The organism is Chitinophaga sp. SVR4-12A (assembly GCF_056754765.1).
The window spans coordinates 197,372-215,911 of record NZ_JBPGWP010000001.1; the positions used below are offsets into that span (position 1 = coordinate 197,372).

The window sequence follows — 18,540 nt, forward strand, 5'->3', positions numbered from 1 at the left end:
CTCATGAAAAAACTATTGGTATCTTTTCTTTTTTGCAGTGCCGGATTTGCTGCTGTAGCGCAACGAGGTAAGGTGAACAGTGCCGAAGAAGCACTGAAAAGCCAGGATCTTGCTAAAGCAAAGGCAGATATAGACGAAGCCCTGCAGAATGAGAAAACGAAGGACGATGCCAAAACCTGGTTTGTAAAAGGCAAAGTGCTGGAAGCAATGGCCACTAAGGACAAAAGCGCAGCGCTGGCACAGGAAGCCTTCCAGGCCTACAAAACAGCACTGGACAAAAACGCCAAAATGCCCGAGGCCCTGCTGACCATGAACCAGAGCATGTATAACCTGTATGCCACCATTGGTAACGCCGGATATGCCAACCTGAATGATCAGAAATGGGATTCTGCATACACCAATTTCAAATCGGCATTTGATGTAGCAGAATACTACAACAGCAAAGACCTGGGTGGTAAGCTGCCTACCGATACTTCCATGACCTTCTATCTGGGTTACGCCGCTCAGCAGGCTGGCCAGAAAGAAGCTGCACTGCAGTACCTGCAGAAAGCGGCTGACCTGCAGTTCAAAGGCGAGCCCGCCCTCTACGTGATCCTGGCACAGGCCTACGAAGAAAAGGGAGATAACGCCAATTGGCTGAAAACCATTGAAGAAGGCAAAAAGGTATTCCCGAAAGACAAGCGCTTCAATGACATGGAGATGATCTATTACTCCAAAACGGGTAAAACATCAGAGCTGCTGACCATGCTGGAAAAGAAAGTACAGGAAAATCCGAACGATTTCCAGACACAGCTGGACTACGCTATTCGTGTGGACAATATGGCCAATCCCCGCGACGAACAAGGTAACGATCAGCCTAAACCAGCCAACTATGATGACCTGATGAACAAGGCGGAAGCTGCTTACAAAAAAGCGGTTGAGCTGAACGCCGCTGATCCTACTGCTAATTTCCAGCTCGGCGCCTTATACTTTAACCGCGCCGTAGGTTTCAACAAACAGCTGAACGAACTGCCCAGCAAAGAGCAGAGCTCTCCTAAAGCAAAAGAACTGCAAACCAAAGTAGAAGGCCTGATGAACACAGCCCTGCCTTACTTTGAGAAAGCAGATGCCAGCTTTACCGCTAAGGGCGCCAGCCTGGAAGCAGGAGACAAGCAGACCTACGAAAGCTGCCTCTACGCCCTGCAGAAAATATACGCTATCAAGAACCAGACAGCTAAAGTAGAAGAAGTGAAAAAGAAGCTGGAAGGCTTGAAATAATACTAGAACACTCCAGGGGTTCAAACCCGTGGAGTGCTAACAACTAAAAATCCCTCCCGGATATCCGGGAGGGATTTTGTTTGAATCCGATCCTATCTTGTGCTATTAACCTTTTTTAGCTTCTTCTTTCACTTTCTTTACGTGGTGGTGAGCAGCCTTCTTGGTAGTGTCAGTAGTAGCTTTTGCTTCTTTAGCGGCTTTAGCGGGCTTCGCAGGCTGTTGCGCAAAAGTGATAGCGCTTACACTCATAAATACAGCGGCTACAATTAGGCTTTTCTTGATGTTCATGATGTTTGTCTTTTTGATTAAGTAAATAATAAGATAAACTGCTTTTAGCTTTGCGTAATAAAATTACACCCTGGATCTACGGCCTGGCCTCCGGTTTCGATGAAAAGGGATGAACTGTCGTTGAAAGCCGTTAGTTGAAGGTTTGAGGTTTGAAGTCTGAGGTTTAAGGTTTGAAGTTTGAGGTTCGTTAAAAGTTAGAGGTCTCGATTTAGTGGCCTGACTATTGGCAGTGAACTTGTAACCTTTAACAAACCTCAAACCTCAAACTTCAAACCTCAAACTATTAAGTCTATCGCTTCTTTCAACGCCTGCATCGATATCTGCTTCAGCGTCTCAAACTGCCGTGCCGTACGCACCGGGTCGTAATGATCTGCCTGCAGCTGTTCCATAGGGTCCAGGTAAGTATACAAGGGATCTTCCAGGCCAATAAAGGAAATAGTGGTCTTTATATTATGGGCAGTGCTGCGTATAGCAGCTATATCTTCGGTATGAATAGCGTCTTTCAGCCGGCTTAAATCTTCCGGCAGCTGGGCAACAAATTGCTGCAGCATGGTACGTTCAAAATCTTTATCCCCCTTGGAAAGCTCATGCAGGTATTGCAGGCGGATCAGCTGCTGGGGAGCGGCTTCTTCCCGTGCAGACGTATGTGCCGCCAGCCACTCCGGCAGGCCGGTTTTGCCCGTGAACACCTGTATAATGCGGTACAGTTCTTCTTCCCGTATGGGCTTAGCCACATATTCATTCATGCCGTAGCTCAGGCATTTCTCCCGCTCTCCGGCCATGGCGTGCGCCGTCATGGCCACAATAGGAATATTTGAATGCAGGTCCTGCCGTATCTTCTGCGCGGCCGTATAGCCATCCATTTCAGGCATCTGTATATCCATCAGCACCAGGTCAAAATGCTGCTTCTCCAGGGCCGATAATACCTCGCGGCCATTGTTCACCACCTGGAACCGCAGGTGCCAGTTCTTCAGCAAATGACGCAGCAGGTCCTGGTTCATGCGGTTATCTTCTGCTACCAGCAGGTGGGCATCTTCGTGCGGTGCATAGCCATTGTAGCCATTATAGTTGTCTATGCTGGTCTCCGGTATCATTTCACCGGGCACATAAGGCAGTATTACCTTGAACGTACTGCCTTTACCCGCCTGGCTTTCTACCGTAATAGTGCCGTGCTGCATTTCTACCAGCTGTTTTACAATGGCCAGTCCGAGGCCCGTGCCGCCGTATTTGCGGGTGGTATTGGCCTCTGCCTGGTTAAAGCGGTCAAAGATATACGGCAGCTTATCAGGGGCAATGCCGATGCCGGTGTCCTTTACGGTGAACTGCAATTGCACGGCATTCTCCGTTGCGGGCAGCTGGTTAACGCGAATGCTTACAGTGCCGGTATTGGTGAATTTGATGGCGTTGTTGGTAAGGTTAACCAGCACCTGGGTAAGGCGCAGCACATCGCCGTAGAGAATATCCGGAATATTGTCTTCTATCAGTACAGACAGGCTCAGGTGTTTTTCCGCGGCTTTGGGCAGGAACATGGTCTGCAGGGAATGCAGCGTGCCGCGGAGGCTGAAGGATACAGGTTCCAGGCGCATCATGCCTGACTCGATCTTGGAAATATCCAGTATATCGTTGATGATATCCAGCAGGTTTTCCCCTGCGCTCTGGATGGCCCCTACATATTCTTTTGATTTTTCAGTAAGCGGCTGCCCCTGCAGCAGGCGGGTGAATCCCAGCACGGCATTCATCGGGGTGCGTATCTCATGGCTCATATTGGCCAGGAACTGCTCTTTAATGGCAGAGAGCTTACGTTCTTTCTGCTGTGATTCATCCAGGGCCTCGATCAGCTGTTCCTGCTGGTGGATACGGCTGATGATGTACAGGAATCCCAGCAGGCTGGCCAGGCAGGCGCAGCATACCAGGATGGTGCCCCAGTTCTGGGCTTTTTGTCCGCTGGTGTCTATTACGTGCACCGCATGGTTCACCGCTGTTTGCCGGGTGCTGTCCAGCGCATGGAGGATGATATTGATCGCTTCTGTCAGCCGTTTTCCTTTCTGGTTATTGATCATCCTTTCTGCCGCATGCTTACCCTGTCCGTAAAAGGTGTCCAGCACCTGCACGTTGAAATTGTTCTTTTCATCCACCAGGTAGCTGAGCTGGGTCAGCAGCTTCTCTGTACTGTCGTCCAGCATCATCTTGTTGATGGTGTTCATATCCGAGCGGATGATGGCAATTTCCGCCTCTATGCCCGTGATATGCAGCGTATCCTGTGAGATGACCGTACCCCTTACCTTACTGTCTGTGCGGGCCATGTTGGTCTGCAGCTTCTGCAGCTCGTTCTTGACATTCAGCTCCTGCAGCAGCTGCTCATTGCCCGAGATAAGAATGCGAATATGTTTGGAGGAGTTGAACTGCAGTACGATGAACAGGATCATACCCGTCAGGAAAAGGCCCAGTAAGTAGTATTTGATCCGTTTTGACTGCATGACAAATAAATAACGCCCTTGCTGAAAAGCGATTCTAATTTACAACTTTAGCAGGATGATCAGTATGCCCGGCTGTACCCTGCCACCGCACCAGGAAAAATAAAATCCGGTCCGACACTAACATCGGACCAGATGGTTTCCGTTTAACGTATTAATACATTAAACTTATGGTGCTTACCTCAACGAGCGTTATGCTTTAGGAGCTGCTGTTGATTTGCCTTTTGATTTTGCAGCGTGATGTTTACCGTGGGCCTTATGCGTGCTTTTCTTCTGCGTTGCGCTGGCTTCTTTCTTAGTTTCCTGTTTTACTGATTTGGCGGGTGTGCTGTTGGCAAATGCGCTGGCGCCTACGAATAACATTGCTGCGGCCATCAGTATTCCTAACTTTTTCATTGTTTTAATTTTTTGATTAGTGATCAAATGATTAACAACCCAAAGGTAGGGTGGGCAGGAAGGCGGTTCCGGCATAAATGGCCCAAAAGGCGGTAGCTGTCGTTGGAAAAGGTAAAAGTATAGGTGAAGGGTCAGAGCAGGTTCAACCGGTTGTTCAGCTGCCCCCTGTAGGCGTCTGCAACGGGGATGGCATTGTGCTGCATGGCAATGGTGCCGTCTTCTATGGCTTCTATTTTGTCCAGTGCAACAATATACGAGCGGTGCACGCGCATGAAGCGGCTGGCGGGCAGTTTTTCTTCTACTGCTTTCAGTGTGGTATGTATGGCATGGAACTTTTGTGCCGTGTGCAGTTTTACATAATCGCCCATGGCTTCCAGGAAGAGGATCTCATCCATCCTGATACGTTTCAGTACGCCGTTATCGCGGATAAAAACAAATTCGTTATCGCCTACCTGCAGTTCACGTCCGTTGCTGTCCTGTATTTCCTTTACTTTCTCCACGGCCTGTATAAAACGGGCAGGGCTTACCGGTTTAATGAGGTAGTCGGCTACATTCAGCTCAAAAGCTTCTACTGCATAATCTTTTTTAACCGTGGTGAAGATGATCAGCGGTCGTTTTTTGCCCAGGTTCCTGGTCAGTTCAATACCGCTCATGCCGGGCATTTCAATGTCCAGCAACAGGAGGTCTATTTTTTCTTTCTGCAGGATGTTGTAGGCTTCAATGGCGCTGCTGCATTCGGCTACTACCTGCAGGCCGTTCACATGACTGGTCAGTTGTTTCATGGCCGTCCGGGCCAGCTTGTTGTCGTCTACTATCAGGCAGTTCATGGGCGCTAAGGTAAGAAAAAAGTCCATAGCCGATGGTCCATGGTCCATCGACTATGGACTAGCAACTTAATCCTTCAGCTTCAAAAATGCTTTCACTTCTTTATAGTTATTCCAGTTCACCGTCTGTTTCGTTCGGGCCGCTACACCACCGGGTATCAGGATGTACCGGTATTGCTGGTATTTCATCCCGTCCGTATTATCGGTATAGGTACCTGCATTAATGTTGGAGGTCAGGAATATGGAGCCCAAGGAAAAGTCTACATTGATATTGATGCCGTTATAAACTGAGAAATAGGGCAGGGGTACAATATTAGGGTCATCAGCGTTGTTCAGGTTGATATATACCTTTACATCGCCGGTGTTCAGGATCTCATTGGTAAGCTTGGGTGCATCGATACCGCCAAAAGAGATAAAGGTAGTATCGGTGTTATTGTTGGGGTTTACACTGAAGGTGTCGAGGTAGGCCACATCCAGCCAGTCTGAGTAGATCACGTTGGCAACGCCGGTATCTCCTTTAGGGCCTGCTGGTCCTGCCGGACCTCCCGGACCTGCAGGGCCGGCTGGTCCCGGATCGCCTGCCGGGCCCTGGGCGCCGTCTTTACCGCAGGAGGCGATGAGCAGGGCAGCTGCCACTACTAAGAGGTACAAGTAACCTGCGCCATTTCGGAAGAGCATAGAGCTGTTGAGAAGTCGTTTCATATAGTTTTCAATTTGAATGATGATAGAATGTATTTATAACTAATAATTAATAGTGAATACTGATTAATCCTAAGGCTTGTGATCCGTGTGGGATACTTGTTTCGCGCATTATTAATTCTTAATTGTTCATTATTAATTAACCTGTTTATCGTTCCCAGGTGATCCACGACCGGGCATCTTTAGCGCTCACCATATCATATCGGCTGTTGCCTGTCTGCACCAGGTAAAAACCCCTGGCCTCCGCCATCACGGCATTGGTGTTGTTAAATGCAGTAGTGGCCGGGGCCGGAACATCGCCCAGTGTGCCATAGATCCGGAAAATAATCCGCCCGTCTGCAGTGAACTGCGGTGGCATCCAGGCAGAACCGAAGTCCAGCGAAAGCCCGCCCTGTCCCTGCGATACATAGCCCTGCAGGTCGTAGGTCACCCCGGCTTGTGAGCCGAAAGCCGGCCAGAACAGCAGGAAGGCAAAGCCCGGGATATTGCTTACATGGAAAGCATCGTCCACGCCGTTTACATGGAAGCCCTGCAGTGATACCCAATAGCTGTCCTGCTGGTACATGGTTTGCCACCAGCGCCCGGGCCCGTCCAGGTCCGGCTTTACCGGTTTGGCAGCCCCGCTTACGGTGGAAGGCAGCGCATCGTTCACGCTTACACGCATCACGCCGTTGACGGCATCCCAGCCTTTACTGCTGATCGTGTTAATACTGGCGTTGCCGTTATTAAGCGGCGTTACCAGCACAAGACCTTTGCTGTTATAGTAATAGGCGCTGGTATAGCTGTGTATGGCGCCGCCGCTGTCTGTCCATAAAAAAGTAATCGTGCGGCTGGTTTGGTTAAAATGGATCTCATAGGTAGTGCCGTTCACGGGCAGGCGCTTAAAATATTCCAGGATGCGGCTCATGTACTGGAAAGCCAGTGCATTACGCCATTCCCCGTTTTGCCAGGCGCCTGCATCGGCTTGTGTGGCTTTGTGCAGCGTTAGTTTGGTGTTATTAAAGCGGCCGGTCAGTAGAATGCTGTCGGTAGCAACCGTATCAATGGAGTATTCAAAATCCCCCTTTAATCCTTCCCCGTATTCACCGCCATTCACGGCAGCATCGGGGTCAGACAGTATGTGCAGGTAAGAATAGGTATCGAAAATAAGTGCAGGCTGCTGCAAAGCTTTCAGCCGGTAGCTGCTTTCGCGCGCAGTGCCTGCCGTAGTGGTATCAATATCTGCGTACATGCTTACCCGGTTGCCTTCATTGAACCTGAAATGAAACTGGAAGGTGCTGCCGGTGCCCGTCACTATTTTCGCATTCCAGCCGTATGCAGATCCTTTTAGTGCGGCGTCGGCCTTGCTCAGCGCTTCATTGATCCTTTCGTCGGGCGTTTTGTCAAAGACGGGATCATCATCCTTGCTGCATCCTGAAAAAATAAGCAGGGCGAATAGAAAATATATAAGTGCGTTCCTCATTTCAAAATTCTTTAGTTTGATGTTTGAGGTTTGAAGTTTGAGGTCGGTTAGATGTTGCAGGTTTCAGAAAGTGCAGGCAAGCTTACAGGTTCTTAACGTTAAACTTCAAACTTCAAACCTGATCATTTGATCAGTTGTACAATCGATGCCCTCGTACGGGCCTGCAGGTTATAGAAATCAATATTCCAGGTATCCTTGAAATAATTGACAACAATGGTCTCTTTCTGCCGCAACCTGCTTTGTGCCACTGCCGCGGTAGTACCATTGGGACTGGTGCCCGTGATGCTGTTCACGATCGCGTCAAAACCGCCTTTGCCTTCTGTCAGCATCATGGAGATCATCTCTACAAAGTCCTCGTCAGGGGCCGACATAGCGTATGCTGTTACAAAACCGTCTGCACGTGCTTCTCCATCTGTTACGTTGTTCCAGTTAGAAGTATACATCCCAACAGAGATCCGCTTGAAATCTGGCGTATAGAGCACCGTCTGATGCAGGATATGCCCAAACTCATGTTCGATGGTGTGGAACATCTCCTTTACATTCAGCGAATCCTGGGGCACATAATCACTCATGCTCTTGATCCGGAAATCATTCAGCACGTATAACAGGATCCTGCGCCCGCCTTCTGCGGTGCCCAGCGTAATAGTGCCATCGGGGTTGTAGCTGGCGCTGCCCACCAGCACAAAAAATTTAGGGCTGTAGCGTTTCATGAAAAGGTCTCCGGCCACGGCCACATAGTTATCGATCCATACCTTTTTGATAGCGCTCAAAACGGGAATGATCTTTTCTTCTTTGGGAGGAACAAGCGTGCGGTTAAATTCCAGCTCTCCCTGGTCCCATTTGTATTTGGCGGTAATATTAAACGGTGTGGTAAGGCTGTCGCGGATCCAGACATCGATCGGGCCCGGTTCCCAGGTGTCGCCGCCAAGGCCGGGAATATTATCTACATTTCCCGGCTCGTCTTTGCTGCAGGCGCCCAGCAGGATCAGCAAGCAAAAGAGTATCGATATTTTCAGTGTGTTCATAGTGCGTTGTTATCTTGGGTTCAGTTTTAATCCTGCCTGCTGCGCGCTTTCCGGTAGCTGGAATACTCTTCTCGGATCATCGGCAGCCAGGTCCAGCACATTGCCTTCGGCGGTAATATGTAACACCGGCACCTTATAGCGGATCAGGTCCAGCCAGCGCATTCCTTCCTGCACATATTCCGCTCTTTTGAAGGAGAACAGCGTGGTGAGGATGGCCGTACGCAGATCACTGGTGCCGTAAAAGCTCATGAGCCGGTTGGCGGTAATGGTATGCTGACTGGCATCGTAATTCATGATACGGGTGCTGGCATAAGTGTTCAGATCTGCAATGGCAGCGGCGGAGTTGCCGAGGAAAGCATTGGCCTCTATACGGTTAAAGAGCACTTCTTCTGTGGTCAGCAGCGGCACTACCACATATCCTACGCCTATATCTGAATTGATAGAATTGCGTACGGCATATTCATTCACTTTCGGGATCAGGTAATTATCCGTGCCCACGGTGAAGGTCTGGAACTCAAAAGCCCATCTGCCGCCGGTAACATTATTGCTGAAGATTTGGTTGCGTATGCTGGCCGTTAAGCCGTAGCGCAGCCGGAAATAGTTACGGCCCCACCAGGATGCCGTTTCCACCAGCAGCAGGTTGGCGGGTTCCGTGGTTTTGGCATAGCGTGCAAACAGCTCCAGGTAGGTAATGCTCAGGTACGTGGTATTCCAGGGCCGCAGTACGGATACTACATTGCCGGAGGCGAATACCTGGTTAGCATGCTCCACTACCTTCGCATAGTCCTGTTTAAAGAGATAATAGCGGGCCGCAAAGGCATGTGCGGCAGCCCTGGTAAAGTGATAGCGGGGGATGGTGTAGCGCTTGTCGTCTAGCAGCGGCAGTCCCTCTGTAAGATCTTTTTCTATCATGTCGTATACATAGGCTACCGTCTTTCTTTCATACTGTTTTTCCACCACATTTTCTGGCACAGTCACATAGGGAATGCCGGGATCTGTACCAGCACTGGCAGGGTTGTATACTTTGGAAAAAACATTCACCAGCATAAAATGCGCGTAGGCCCGCGCTACCAGGGCTTCACCACGCTGTGAGCTGTAGGCGGACTTTGGCGTGGCCTTGTTGCATACTTCCAGCGCCTGGTTGGCGGCTGCAATGGCGGCATAGCAGGCCTGCCAATAGTATTCGGGAGAATCCTGGTATTGATCCTTCACATCCTCGAAATAAAAAGGGTCCCGGTTGGTACGTTCCAGTGTGCCCGCGCCTTTATCGCCTACATTATCAGAAATAGACTCAAAGAACGACATATAATTAGCCTGCGGATAGGCTGTGCCCAGGAGTTGCGACACCTGTTCCGGTGTGTTCAGCTCCGCCCGGTTATCAGGTGGCTGGTCAAGGAATTTCTTACAAGCGCTGATCCCCAGCAGGGCGCTAAGTGATAAGTATATCAATCCTTGCTTTATCATCAGATACCTACTTTTAGTGAGAGTGTAAATTGTTTCTGTACCGGCTGTGCTACGCCGCCTGAGTTGTAGAACTCAGGATCCTGTCCTTTCAGTTTCTTGTCGGAGTAGATCAGCCAGGGATTGATGGCAGCGCCGGTCACATTGATATTACTGAGCCGTAGCCGTTGCGTAAGGGCCTGGGGCAATTGCCAGGTCAGTGAAATAGTCTTCAGCCGGATAAAATCGCCCTTGGCCACCCGTTCTGTCGAATAGTTGTAGTTGTTATACGGGCTCGCGCCATTCAACCTGGTCTGTTCAAAAGCGCCCAGTATGGAAGGCACCCTGGTAGTGCGCTCGTCGCCGGGCAGTACCCAGCGATCCAGGAACTCTTTGGGAGTGGCGTCCAGGTCTGAATATTCTGTCTTAAAGGCAGGGTAAAGACGGATTTTGTTGCCTGCCTGGTAGGTCAGGAAGATATTTAGCGAAAAGGCTTTGTAGTTGAAGGTGTTGGACCAGCCACCGGTGAATATGGGATCTACCGGGCCTTCATACACCAGGTAATCGGTGCTCAGGTCCTGCAGGTATACATCTTTACTGGTCTTGCCTGTCTGATCGGTAAACTGCGGCGTGCCTTCCCGCGGGTCCAGTCCCTGGAACCGCAGCGAGAACAGGCTGCGTACGGGATAGCCCTGTTTATTTCCGCCTTCCGCTACTACCAGCGAAAAGATGTCCGGCATGTTGCGCGCATTGGTGATCTTGTTCTTGTTGTACCCGAAGGTGAAATTGGTGCTCCATCCCCAGTTCTTGCGGCGGATGATCCGTCCGCCGATCAGCACATCTGTTCCCCAGGAATCCATATCAGCATAGTTGGCGGCCTTTAACATTTCTCCACCGATGCCGGATGTTTTGATAAGGCTGATCAGGTCAAAGCTGCGGCGGCTGTACACATCCACGCTCATGTTCATACGGTTGTCAAACAGGCTGGCGTCAAAGCCCGCATTGGCGGTGTAAAGCTTTTCCCAGGTGAGATCTATATTTTCCAGGTTCACCAGCTGGATCACGGATTCTACTTCCGTGAGATACGGCCGGCTGGTGTTGATGTTCTTCAGCACGATGGTAGAATTGGTAGCCGGGCCCATACTGGCGGTGAGACCATAGCTGGCGCGTACGGTCAGCAGGTTAAGCCAGTGCACATTTTGCAGGAAGCTCTCCCGGTCTGCATTCCACGATGCGCCCACGCTCCAGGTAGGCAGCCACCTGGCCCTTGTAGAACGGCCCAGGCGATTGGAGCCGTCATAACGGCCGGTAGCCGTCAGGTTGTATTTAGACTTATAGGAATAGGTACCGGATCCGTAGAAGGCCACAAAACGGTCGTAATCCTTGCTCATACCATAGTAAGGGAAATTGGTCTCAATGGTCTCTTTAAGGATGCGGTAATCATACAATGGTACGCCGCCGTTTGCATACTGGTAACCATAGCCGGTGTTGGAAAAGTTCTGACGGTCGGCAGATTTTACCTGCATGCCGCCCAGCAGGTTCAGGGCATGTACTTCATTAAAGGTCTGGCTGAACACGAGGGAATTGCGCACATCATAGCTGAGCAGCTGGTCTTCCGTGCGGTTATAGAAACCGCCGTAGGGCAGCACTACCACCGGCTCTGCTTCAGGATCATCCGGGTCCCGGTACAGGAAGCGGTTGTTCTGCCGCACGGTGGAGTTGCCGGCTGCGCGATAGGCTTCGGCCATGTTGGAGCTCTCTTTGATCTGGTGCTCCCGGGTGGAGCGTACATAACGTAAGGCCCCTACGAATTCATAACGCAGCGCTTTGGTGAGCTGGAAAGAAAGATCGCCCTGCAGGCGGAGGTCCACCACGTTGATATCGATATAATTATTATCCAGCTCATGCAGGATATTGAAAGGCGCAAAATTGCGCAGGAAGAATTCCAGCTGTCCCTTCTCATCATAGGCGGTCAGCGTACGGCTGCTGTTAATAGCGTAGTTAAACGGGTTGATATCAAAATCACGGTCGTATTGCCCGGTCACCGGGTTAGGATTGCGGGATAATGTGCCCGGCGCTTTCTGCTGCCGTACGGAGGCCAGTGTAGAGAAGCCGGCGCTGAGCCGGTCTGAGAACTTATAGTTGTTACGGAAATTCAGCGTATAGCGATGTACGCGGTCGGCCACTGTCCAGCCGTTATCCCCGTAATAGCTGGTAGAAAAATAAGATTGCGACCTGTCTGTACCAAATGAGATAGCGAGTGAATGCTCCTGTACAAAGTTATTTTTGAACAGCAGCCCAAACCAGTCCGTATTGGCCAGGGCATAGCGGCGCAGGAAAGCGGCTTTTGCTTCGGGCGTATTGGGCAAAGGGAAATTACCATTGGCGTCGGCACTCATCTGCTCGTACATCTTTCCGTAAACGCCGTTGTTGGCACGGTCAAGGATATCGGGATTCAGGCCGCCTTTACGCTCCACTTCTGCCAGTACAGACATCTGCTCGCCCGAGTTCATGATATTGTATTCGCGGTAATTGGGCTTTAGCTGGGTGCTGTAATTACCGGTGTAGGTCACCTGCGGTTTACCCGCCTTTCCTTTTTTGGTGGTGATCACTACTACGCCGTTCATGGCCCGGGCGCCGTACAGGGCAGCGGCAGCAGCGTCTTTAAGGATGTCGAAGCTCTCAATATCGTTGGCGTTCAGGCCAGCTACTGCGGAGCCGAGCAGGGTAGTAGGGTCGCCGCTGGACAACTGTTCGTTGGAGATGTTGATGATGTCTTCCAGTACCACACCGTCTACCACCCAGAGGGGCTTATTATCCCCGTTAATTGAGGTGGCGCCGCGCACGCGTACCTTCGGCGCTGCACCAAAGGTGCCAGACACGTTCTGCACCGATACACCGGCGGCCCGCCCTTCCAGCATGCGGCTCACATCGGCCACGCCGTTTAGCTTGATATCATCCGCCTTAAGGGCAACGGCTGCCCCGGCAAACTTCCTTTTCTCTACATTCTGGTAACCCGTAATGATCACTTCTGAGAGCACGCCTTCCAGGGCGCCTAACGCCACGCTTATACGTTGCCCGCGAAATACCTGTACCTGTGAAGCTTTGCCGATAAAAGAGAAGCGGAGACTGTCGCCCCTGCGGGCCTCCAGTGAGAAATCCCCGTTGGCGTTGGTTAAGGTGCCCCGGCGTGTAACCAGGTTCTCTACCGTCACGCCGGGAAGCGTGCTGCCGTCGGCGGCGTCTGTTACTTTACCATTAGCCCTGGTAAGGGGTACTGTGTCCTGGAAAAAGTTCGGGGCCATAGAGCGGGCTGGGGCATAAGAAAGCACTAGTGACGGTATGCTCAACGCCAGGATCATAAGCCGGAACCTTTTCATCAATCCGTAGATGTGACAATAGCAGTCCGATAAAATCATAAACGATCTCGATTTTGGTTCGTATAGTGGTCGACGATAAGCGCCGACAATAAGTCGCTTACATCACATTTGGGGGGAGTGGCTATGCTCTTAAACGGCTAATGAAATACATCCGGAAATGCTGATTATGCTTGCTTCCTGTGCTCAACGTTGTAGGCAATTTATCCCGGTATAGATGCATATTTGAGGCCCCTTCACAGATTAGTTGATTTGCTGGTGTGCTGATAACTCCAACTGCACGTTCGCTTTATTCATTCTCTACTGAAGTTAACAATTATTTGGCAGGTTTCACTATGAATTTTTGTGTGATCGGTCGGGGCTAATGATATGATAAATAATAAATTATTATATATTTGATATTTATTATCTATCTGGAGCTTATGATGCGTTACGTTTACAGGCTAATGATCTGTTTTTTGTGCGGCCCCCTCATTTCGGGCGCCCAAACACCTCAGGTTACCCTGAGCGAAGCCTTCCCCGAACCGGCTGCCGATGGCTGGGATAAGCTGGTATTGTTGCCCAATGGCAACACCTGCTACCTTCATCTTGATAAGAATGATGGGATCAGCGTAGCCCTGTACAATGAGAAAAAGCAGCTGGTAGTATCAGATAAGATCAGTGGTAAACAATGGGATACCCGGGATATGAACGACACGGAAATTGACGGGGTATATGAGATCAATGGGCAGGTGGTCATCTTCCTGCAACAGCTTATTAAATATAAGCCCACGCTCTTTCGTATAGTCATCGACGGCTCTACCGGTCACTGGGTACAGGAAGATAAGCTGGGCGAGCTGCCCACGGTGCTGCACCGCGATGCGGCTGCCCTGGAAAACCTGGCCTCACACGACTGTTACGTGGCTAAAGACGCCGGCAGTGGTTATTACGCCGTGGCCTTCTTTGCCGGTGGCGAACTATCGCGCAAGGAGAATGCTGCCGAAAGGGTACAGGTCATGCACTTTTCACCGAGGCACGAACTGCTGAACCAGGCATATTATAGCCTACCGGATAACGCCTATACTTATTTCAATTTCCTGGATATGACGGTGAACGGCGCTAACAGCGTATACTTGTGCACGGTAGCTTTTAATACCAAACGCGCCGGAGACGCGCCGCAGTCGCTAGTGCTGGTGTCCGCCCTCCCGGCTGGTCAACAGGCGTTTACCCACCAACTGCTAAACTATACCGCCAATTTTGGCGGGGCTTATGCCGATCTGCAATGGTCAAAGGCCGCCAATCGCCTGCAGCTCTTCCTGGCCGCTGCGCCGGAGCCAAGGTCTAAGCCGGATGAGCGCCGCCTCTTCATGAACTACCTGGATCCAGTTACCTGCAGCCTGCAGCTGCAACATCCACTGGCCCCGGAGCTAAGCGCCAACAATGCACAACCACAGCTGATGACAATGGCGGCCGATGGCAGCGCGCTCCTGCAGTTTGAACAGATGCAGCAGTTTACCCAGGGCAAGAACATCTATAATATGATGCATACCAACCTGAACGATATCCGCGTCTGCAACATCAGCACGCAGGGCGATGCAGATACCGGGTATGTGATCCCTAAAATGCAGATAGCCAACGGCGCTTTCGGGCCCTTGTACCTGCAACGCAAGAACAGGGGCACCTGGGTGTTCCGTAACCGCGTGCCGGCGCTGAATACCACACCTTACCTGTCGTTCGATCTGCTGCATACCACCCATGGCGACTATACGTTGTTTAATGATTATATCCAGCATCTTGACAGGGGTGGTACCTTTGAGAATAGAAAGCCCCTGCGCTACCTGGCAGAAGCGAATACCGTATGCTATCACTATGAAAAGGGGAAAGGGGAGCGGCTTTTCCTCTTCGGCACGCCGCAAACCGACAAAGCCTATTATTGTATGCTGGGTGCGTCTGACCGCAGCGCCGACAACCGTTATGCTACCATCCTGATCACGCGTACCGGCGCAGATAAAAAAGCACAGATCGCCTGGATCAGTTTTTAATTGCTGGAGAAAGTTTCTTCGATGGTATGCTGCAGGGCGCTCCTGACCTCCTTGCCGGCTGCATTTACGCTGCTATGAGGATCTTTTAAGGTGAGCACCAGCCGGGGCGCCGCTGTTCGCCTGGGATCCGGGGCCGGTTTTCCTTTAGGGCGTTTGTTCTTTTTGGTTAAAAAAGAATAGTAGGTCAGTATCACTGACACGATCACCAGCTTGCAGATCAGGTAAATTGCGATGGCGTTAACGATCGGGTCTTGGAGGAGGAACATTTTTCCGGATGCTTAGTGGTTAAAATAGGGCGACACAGTGTCATCATTTCATCATCCAACCTAAGTTACATAAATAATATTAATTTCAGTTTGAAATTGTTCAAACCTTTTTATGCACCAGGAACAACATCTGGAAAGCTCTGATTTTATTCGGGATATCGTCATCGGTATGGCCGATGGCCTCACGGTGCCCTTTGCCCTGGCCGCCGGCATCAGCGGCGCTGTAAGCAGCAATAATATTGTTATCACAGCAGGCATCGCTGAGATCATTGCCGGTTCGATCGCCATGGGCTTAGGCGGTTACCTCGCAGGTAAAACCGAGTGGGACCACTATTATGCGGAATTGAAACGCGAGTATTATGAAGTAGATCATATGCCGGAGGAAGAGAAGAAAGAGATCCGCAAAATTTTTGCCGCCTACGGCATCAGCGAAAGAACACAACACCAGATTGCCGATGAGCTGGCCGCCGATAAAGATAAATGGGTGGCATTCATGATGCAGTACGAACTGGGCTTGCAGGCGCCCGACCCCGCAAGGGCCCGTAAAAGCGCCCTGACAATAGGCGTGTCCTACATTGTGGGGGGACTGATCCCCTTGTCGCCCTATTTTTTCACCGGGCGCCCAACAGACGGGTTTAAGATCTCCGCGGTTGTTACGCTGATCTGCCTTTTTGTGTTTGGCTATCTGAAAAGCAAAGCCACCGGGCAGCCCTTACTCGCGGGAGCCGCCAAAGTAACGCTGATCGGCGCCCTGGCAGCAGCGGCAGCCTACCTGATAGCCAGGCTGCTGGCATAACAGGCAATGTTTTTGCTGCATGTTTTTGGTAACAAAAACTTTTGTCATGACTACCAGGAAAACAACGCAGCAGAAACGCAGCATCAAACAGGTGAAACGTAAGAATGCCGCCGCCCCTGTAGATAAAAAGTCGCCAAAGAAAGAGTTCAACGACGACAAAAATAGTGCGCTCGAGGGCTATGATGAAAACGAATATGATGAGAAAGATAAGGCAGATGCAAGGCGCAGGAAAGCCTAGCTTAAAATGCCCTTAAAAAGGCCGGTATCGTTCCCTACTTAGTCCTTTACACAATATCTTAGCGGCATTTAAACCGGCACATTGAAACGGCTGACATTACTTTTACTGTTCCTTACCTGTCACTTTCTGCTGCCTTTGCAGCAGGGGACGACTGGCAACAGCCTGCTATACACCCGCGCCGGGCACTTCCCTTCCCTTACATTATCCACCGCATCGTTTAACGCGCACCTGAGCACTGACGGCTTTCAACAGGTGAAACCCTGGCGGGAGCTGTTCAAACGCCGGCCCATAGGATTGAACGATGGTAATGTGGAAGGGGTGTCTGTTTACTCCTGCCATATACGCCCCTCTTTTATATATATCCATACCTGTTATCGCAGGTATACGCAAACATTCCGCAATGTCGCTATTAACCTCCGCGACTGGCGAGGCCCCCCGGAACAGTTTGAAGTTTAAGGTTTGACGTTTGAAGTTCAGGACAGCGCTACTTGCCCTGAACACCGAACCTTTAACCAATCTCAAACCTCAAACTTCAAACCTCAAACCTTTGAACACTTAAACTTTCAAACATTAAGAATTTCTCATGGCTTTTTGTTGTAAAAAAGCAGTGGGCATTGCTATGTGCATTTCTTTGCTCCTGGCAATACAGCCGCCACTGTTTGCGCAGCACAGGCAGGGCTATACGCTGTCTGAGCTGGCCGATTCCGCAGGGCGCCATTTGCCCGCCATCCTGCAGAAGCAGGCCCTGGTGAACAGCGCACAGGCGAATGTTACCGATGCGCGGCACGCTGCTCTACCTACATTGAAATTATCTGACCAGGTGACGATGGCCTCTGCCAACGGCGCGCCCGGTACCTACCTCCCGCTGGGCGCTATTTCAACGGCAGGCGCTATCCGTTCCGATAATATCTACCAGCCGGCCACCGGCAATATCGCCATGCTCTATGGCGAATATGAGCTCATTAATTTCGGTCTCAGAAAAGCAAGGGTACAGGATGCTTTGACAGGCCAGCAGCTTGCCGCCTCCGATCTGGCCAAAGACCAGTATCTGCTGAAGCTGCGGGTAGGCAAGCTCTATTTTTCCATCCTGAAAGGACTGTACCAGCTGGGCGTGGATGAGCAGAACATCCATCGCTATGCATCCATTAACAACGTGATACTGGCCCTTGCCCGCAGCGGGATCAAGCCCGGAGTAGACTCCTCTCTCGCGCAGGCTGAACTGGCAAAATCCCGTATCAGCTATAATCAGCTCACAGGAGAGATCAGGCAGCTGCAGCAACAACTGTCTTTTCTCACCGGCATTACCGACAGCATCATGATAGATACAACGGTGAAAAGGTACGCCCTTGAGCCCGTGTCTGCAGACAGTACAGCCGCCAACCCGCTGATCGATTACTATCGCAAACAGAAAGAAGTATACCAGTCCGCCAATAACCTCATCAGGAAAAGCTACCTGCCCAAAATACTGCTGGCAGGCGGCTTTTGGGGCCGCGGTACCAGCGTTGATTATACAAATGATGATAATTATAAGGCCCTCTCGTACGGACTCGGCTACCAGCGCTTCAATTACGCCCTGGGCGTATCGGTTGTATATAACCTGTTTGATGGGGTGCACCGCAGGGACAAACTAGCCGTCAATCAATATAAGATCCAGGCCAGCGACTACGGGCTGGAACAACAGCAGCAGGCCTTACACACTGCCTTACAGCAGGCGGAAACAGCCATCAGCACTGCGCTGCAAAACCTGCAGGAATTACCAGCGCAGCTGAACGCCGCAGCCAATGCTTACGACCAGAAACTGGCCCAGTACAAGGCCGGTATCATCAACCTGGTAGACCTCACCAATGCTTCGTTTGTACTCTACCGTACGCAAACGGATTATGTGGAAGCGCTGAACGACTGGCTGCAGGCCAACCTCGACAAGGCCGCCGCTACCGGCAACCTGGATCCCTTTATTCAATCTGTCAAAAACTAAAC

The 18,540-nt window shown here is 50.8% G+C and carries 16 protein-coding genes; 6 read left to right on the top strand and 10 right to left on the bottom strand.

Annotated elements, in window-relative coordinates:
* The first annotated feature begins 3 nt into the window (after positions 1 to 3).
* A complete protein-coding gene (locus ACR9Y8_RS00810) occupies positions 4 to 1,257 on the top strand; it encodes a tetratricopeptide repeat protein (RefSeq protein ID WP_481211317.1) in 1,254 nt (417 codons plus the stop codon).
* Between the two features lie 105 nt (positions 1,258 to 1,362).
* Here the strand turns inward: ACR9Y8_RS00810 and ACR9Y8_RS00815 are convergent, their stop codons facing one another.
* The 9 genes from ACR9Y8_RS00815 to ACR9Y8_RS00855 all read right to left on the bottom strand — a co-directional run bounded on the left by ACR9Y8_RS00815 (position 1,363) and on the right by ACR9Y8_RS00855 (position 13,227).
* A complete protein-coding gene (locus tag ACR9Y8_RS00815; protein ID WP_481211318.1) occupies positions 1,363 to 1,545 on the bottom strand; it encodes a hypothetical protein in 183 nt (60 codons plus the stop codon).
* A gap of 275 nt (positions 1,546 to 1,820) precedes the next feature.
* Entirely contained in the window at positions 1,821 to 4,022 is a 2,202-nt protein-coding gene (locus tag ACR9Y8_RS00820) for a hybrid sensor histidine kinase/response regulator (protein ID WP_481211319.1), read from the bottom strand.
* A gap of 189 nt (positions 4,023 to 4,211) precedes the next feature.
* On the bottom strand, positions 4,212 to 4,415 hold the full coding sequence (locus tag ACR9Y8_RS00825; RefSeq protein WP_481211320.1) for a hypothetical protein: 204 nt from the start codon (positions 4,413 to 4,415) through the stop codon (positions 4,212 to 4,214).
* A 131-nt stretch (positions 4,416 to 4,546) separates the two neighbouring features.
* Positions 4,547 to 5,242 (bottom strand): LytR/AlgR family response regulator transcription factor, encoded by a 696-nt coding sequence (locus ACR9Y8_RS00830; protein WP_481211321.1) that lies wholly within the window; start codon positions 5,240 to 5,242, stop codon positions 4,547 to 4,549.
* A 66-nt stretch (positions 5,243 to 5,308) separates the two neighbouring features.
* Positions 5,309 to 5,941 (bottom strand): hypothetical protein, encoded by a 633-nt coding sequence (locus tag ACR9Y8_RS00835; protein WP_481211322.1) that lies wholly within the window; start codon positions 5,939 to 5,941, stop codon positions 5,309 to 5,311.
* Positions 5,942 to 6,086: 145 nt separating this feature from the next.
* Positions 6,087 to 7,400: a DUF4302 domain-containing protein gene (locus ACR9Y8_RS00840; protein ID WP_481211323.1), complete on the bottom strand. Its 1,314-nt coding sequence runs from the start codon at positions 7,398 to 7,400 to the stop codon at positions 6,087 to 6,089.
* A gap of 122 nt (positions 7,401 to 7,522) precedes the next feature.
* The gene (locus ACR9Y8_RS00845; protein ID WP_481211324.1) at positions 7,523 to 8,425 is read right to left on the bottom strand and encodes a zinc-binding metallopeptidase; all 903 of its coding nucleotides are present in this window, start codon (positions 8,423 to 8,425) and stop codon (positions 7,523 to 7,525) included.
* Positions 8,426 to 8,434: 9 nt separating this feature from the next.
* Positions 8,435 to 9,889: a RagB/SusD family nutrient uptake outer membrane protein gene (locus ACR9Y8_RS00850; RefSeq protein WP_481211325.1), complete on the bottom strand. Its 1,455-nt coding sequence runs from the start codon at positions 9,887 to 9,889 to the stop codon at positions 8,435 to 8,437.
* Positions 9,889 to 13,227: a SusC/RagA family TonB-linked outer membrane protein gene (locus ACR9Y8_RS00855; protein ID WP_481211326.1), complete on the bottom strand. Its 3,339-nt coding sequence runs from the start codon at positions 13,225 to 13,227 to the stop codon at positions 9,889 to 9,891. Before ACR9Y8_RS00855 ends, ACR9Y8_RS00850 begins: the two co-directional genes overlap by 1 nt.
* Positions 13,228 to 13,664: 437 nt before the next feature.
* Between ACR9Y8_RS00855 and ACR9Y8_RS00860 the strand changes: the two genes are divergently transcribed.
* Positions 13,665 to 15,263 (top strand): hypothetical protein, encoded by a 1,599-nt coding sequence (locus ACR9Y8_RS00860; protein WP_481211327.1) that lies wholly within the window; start codon positions 13,665 to 13,667, stop codon positions 15,261 to 15,263.
* Here ACR9Y8_RS00860 and ACR9Y8_RS00865 read toward each other — a convergent pair.
* Entirely contained in the window at positions 15,260 to 15,529 is a 270-nt protein-coding gene (locus tag ACR9Y8_RS00865; protein WP_481211328.1) for a hypothetical protein, read from the bottom strand. The genes ACR9Y8_RS00860 and ACR9Y8_RS00865 overlap by 4 nt on opposite strands.
* A gap of 112 nt (positions 15,530 to 15,641) precedes the next feature.
* Here ACR9Y8_RS00865 and ACR9Y8_RS00870 point away from each other — a divergent pair, with 112 nt between their 5' ends.
* The 4 genes from ACR9Y8_RS00870 (at position 15,642) to ACR9Y8_RS00885 (ending at position 18,538) form a co-directional block, all read left to right on the top strand.
* Positions 15,642 to 16,325 (top strand): VIT1/CCC1 transporter family protein, encoded by a 684-nt coding sequence (locus ACR9Y8_RS00870; RefSeq protein WP_481211329.1) that lies wholly within the window; start codon positions 15,642 to 15,644, stop codon positions 16,323 to 16,325.
* 46 nt (positions 16,326 to 16,371) lie between these two features.
* Complete coding sequence (locus ACR9Y8_RS00875) at positions 16,372 to 16,563, top strand: hypothetical protein (RefSeq protein ID WP_481211330.1); 192 nt, start codon at positions 16,372 to 16,374, stop codon at positions 16,561 to 16,563.
* Positions 16,564 to 16,644: 81 nt separating this feature from the next.
* The gene (locus ACR9Y8_RS00880; protein ID WP_481211331.1) at positions 16,645 to 17,019 is read left to right on the top strand and encodes a hypothetical protein; all 375 of its coding nucleotides are present in this window, start codon (positions 16,645 to 16,647) and stop codon (positions 17,017 to 17,019) included.
* 163 nt (positions 17,020 to 17,182) lie between these two features.
* Positions 17,183 to 18,538, top strand: a complete 1,356-nt coding sequence (locus ACR9Y8_RS00885; protein ID WP_481211332.1) for a TolC family protein — start codon at positions 17,183 to 17,185, stop codon at positions 18,536 to 18,538.
* The last annotated feature ends 2 nt before the right edge of the window (positions 18,539 to 18,540 follow it).

Bases quoted from the DNA above. Each gene is read 5' to 3' on its own strand.
- ACR9Y8_RS00810 (WP_481211317.1), top strand. From the start codon at position 4: ATGAAAAAACTATTGGTATCTTTTCTTTTTTGCAGTGCCGGATTTGCT.
- ACR9Y8_RS00815 (WP_481211318.1), bottom strand. From the start codon at position 1,545: ATGAACATCAAGAAAAGCCTAATTGTAGCCGCTGTATTTATGAGTGTA.
- ACR9Y8_RS00820 (WP_481211319.1), bottom strand. From the start codon at position 4,022: ATGCAGTCAAAACGGATCAAATACTACTTACTGGGCCTTTTCCTGACG.
- ACR9Y8_RS00825 (WP_481211320.1), bottom strand. From the start codon at position 4,415: ATGAAAAAGTTAGGAATACTGATGGCCGCAGCAATGTTATTCGTAGGC.
- ACR9Y8_RS00830 (WP_481211321.1), bottom strand. From the start codon at position 5,242: ATGAACTGCCTGATAGTAGACGACAACAAGCTGGCCCGGACGGCCATG.
- ACR9Y8_RS00835 (WP_481211322.1), bottom strand. From the start codon at position 5,941: ATGAAACGACTTCTCAACAGCTCTATGCTCTTCCGAAATGGCGCAGGT.
- ACR9Y8_RS00840 (WP_481211323.1), bottom strand. From the start codon at position 7,400: ATGAGGAACGCACTTATATATTTTCTATTCGCCCTGCTTATTTTTTCA.
- ACR9Y8_RS00845 (WP_481211324.1), bottom strand. From the start codon at position 8,425: ATGAACACACTGAAAATATCGATACTCTTTTGCTTGCTGATCCTGCTG.
- ACR9Y8_RS00850 (WP_481211325.1), bottom strand. From the start codon at position 9,889: ATGATAAAGCAAGGATTGATATACTTATCACTTAGCGCCCTGCTGGGG.
- ACR9Y8_RS00855 (WP_481211326.1), bottom strand. From the start codon at position 13,227: ATGATCCTGGCGTTGAGCATACCGTCACTAGTGCTTTCTTATGCCCCA.
- ACR9Y8_RS00860 (WP_481211327.1), top strand. From the start codon at position 13,665: ATGATGCGTTACGTTTACAGGCTAATGATCTGTTTTTTGTGCGGCCCC.
- ACR9Y8_RS00865 (WP_481211328.1), bottom strand. From the start codon at position 15,529: ATGTTCCTCCTCCAAGACCCGATCGTTAACGCCATCGCAATTTACCTG.
- ACR9Y8_RS00870 (WP_481211329.1), top strand. From the start codon at position 15,642: ATGCACCAGGAACAACATCTGGAAAGCTCTGATTTTATTCGGGATATC.
- ACR9Y8_RS00875 (WP_481211330.1), top strand. From the start codon at position 16,372: ATGACTACCAGGAAAACAACGCAGCAGAAACGCAGCATCAAACAGGTG.
- ACR9Y8_RS00885 (WP_481211332.1), top strand. From the start codon at position 17,183: ATGTGCATTTCTTTGCTCCTGGCAATACAGCCGCCACTGTTTGCGCAG.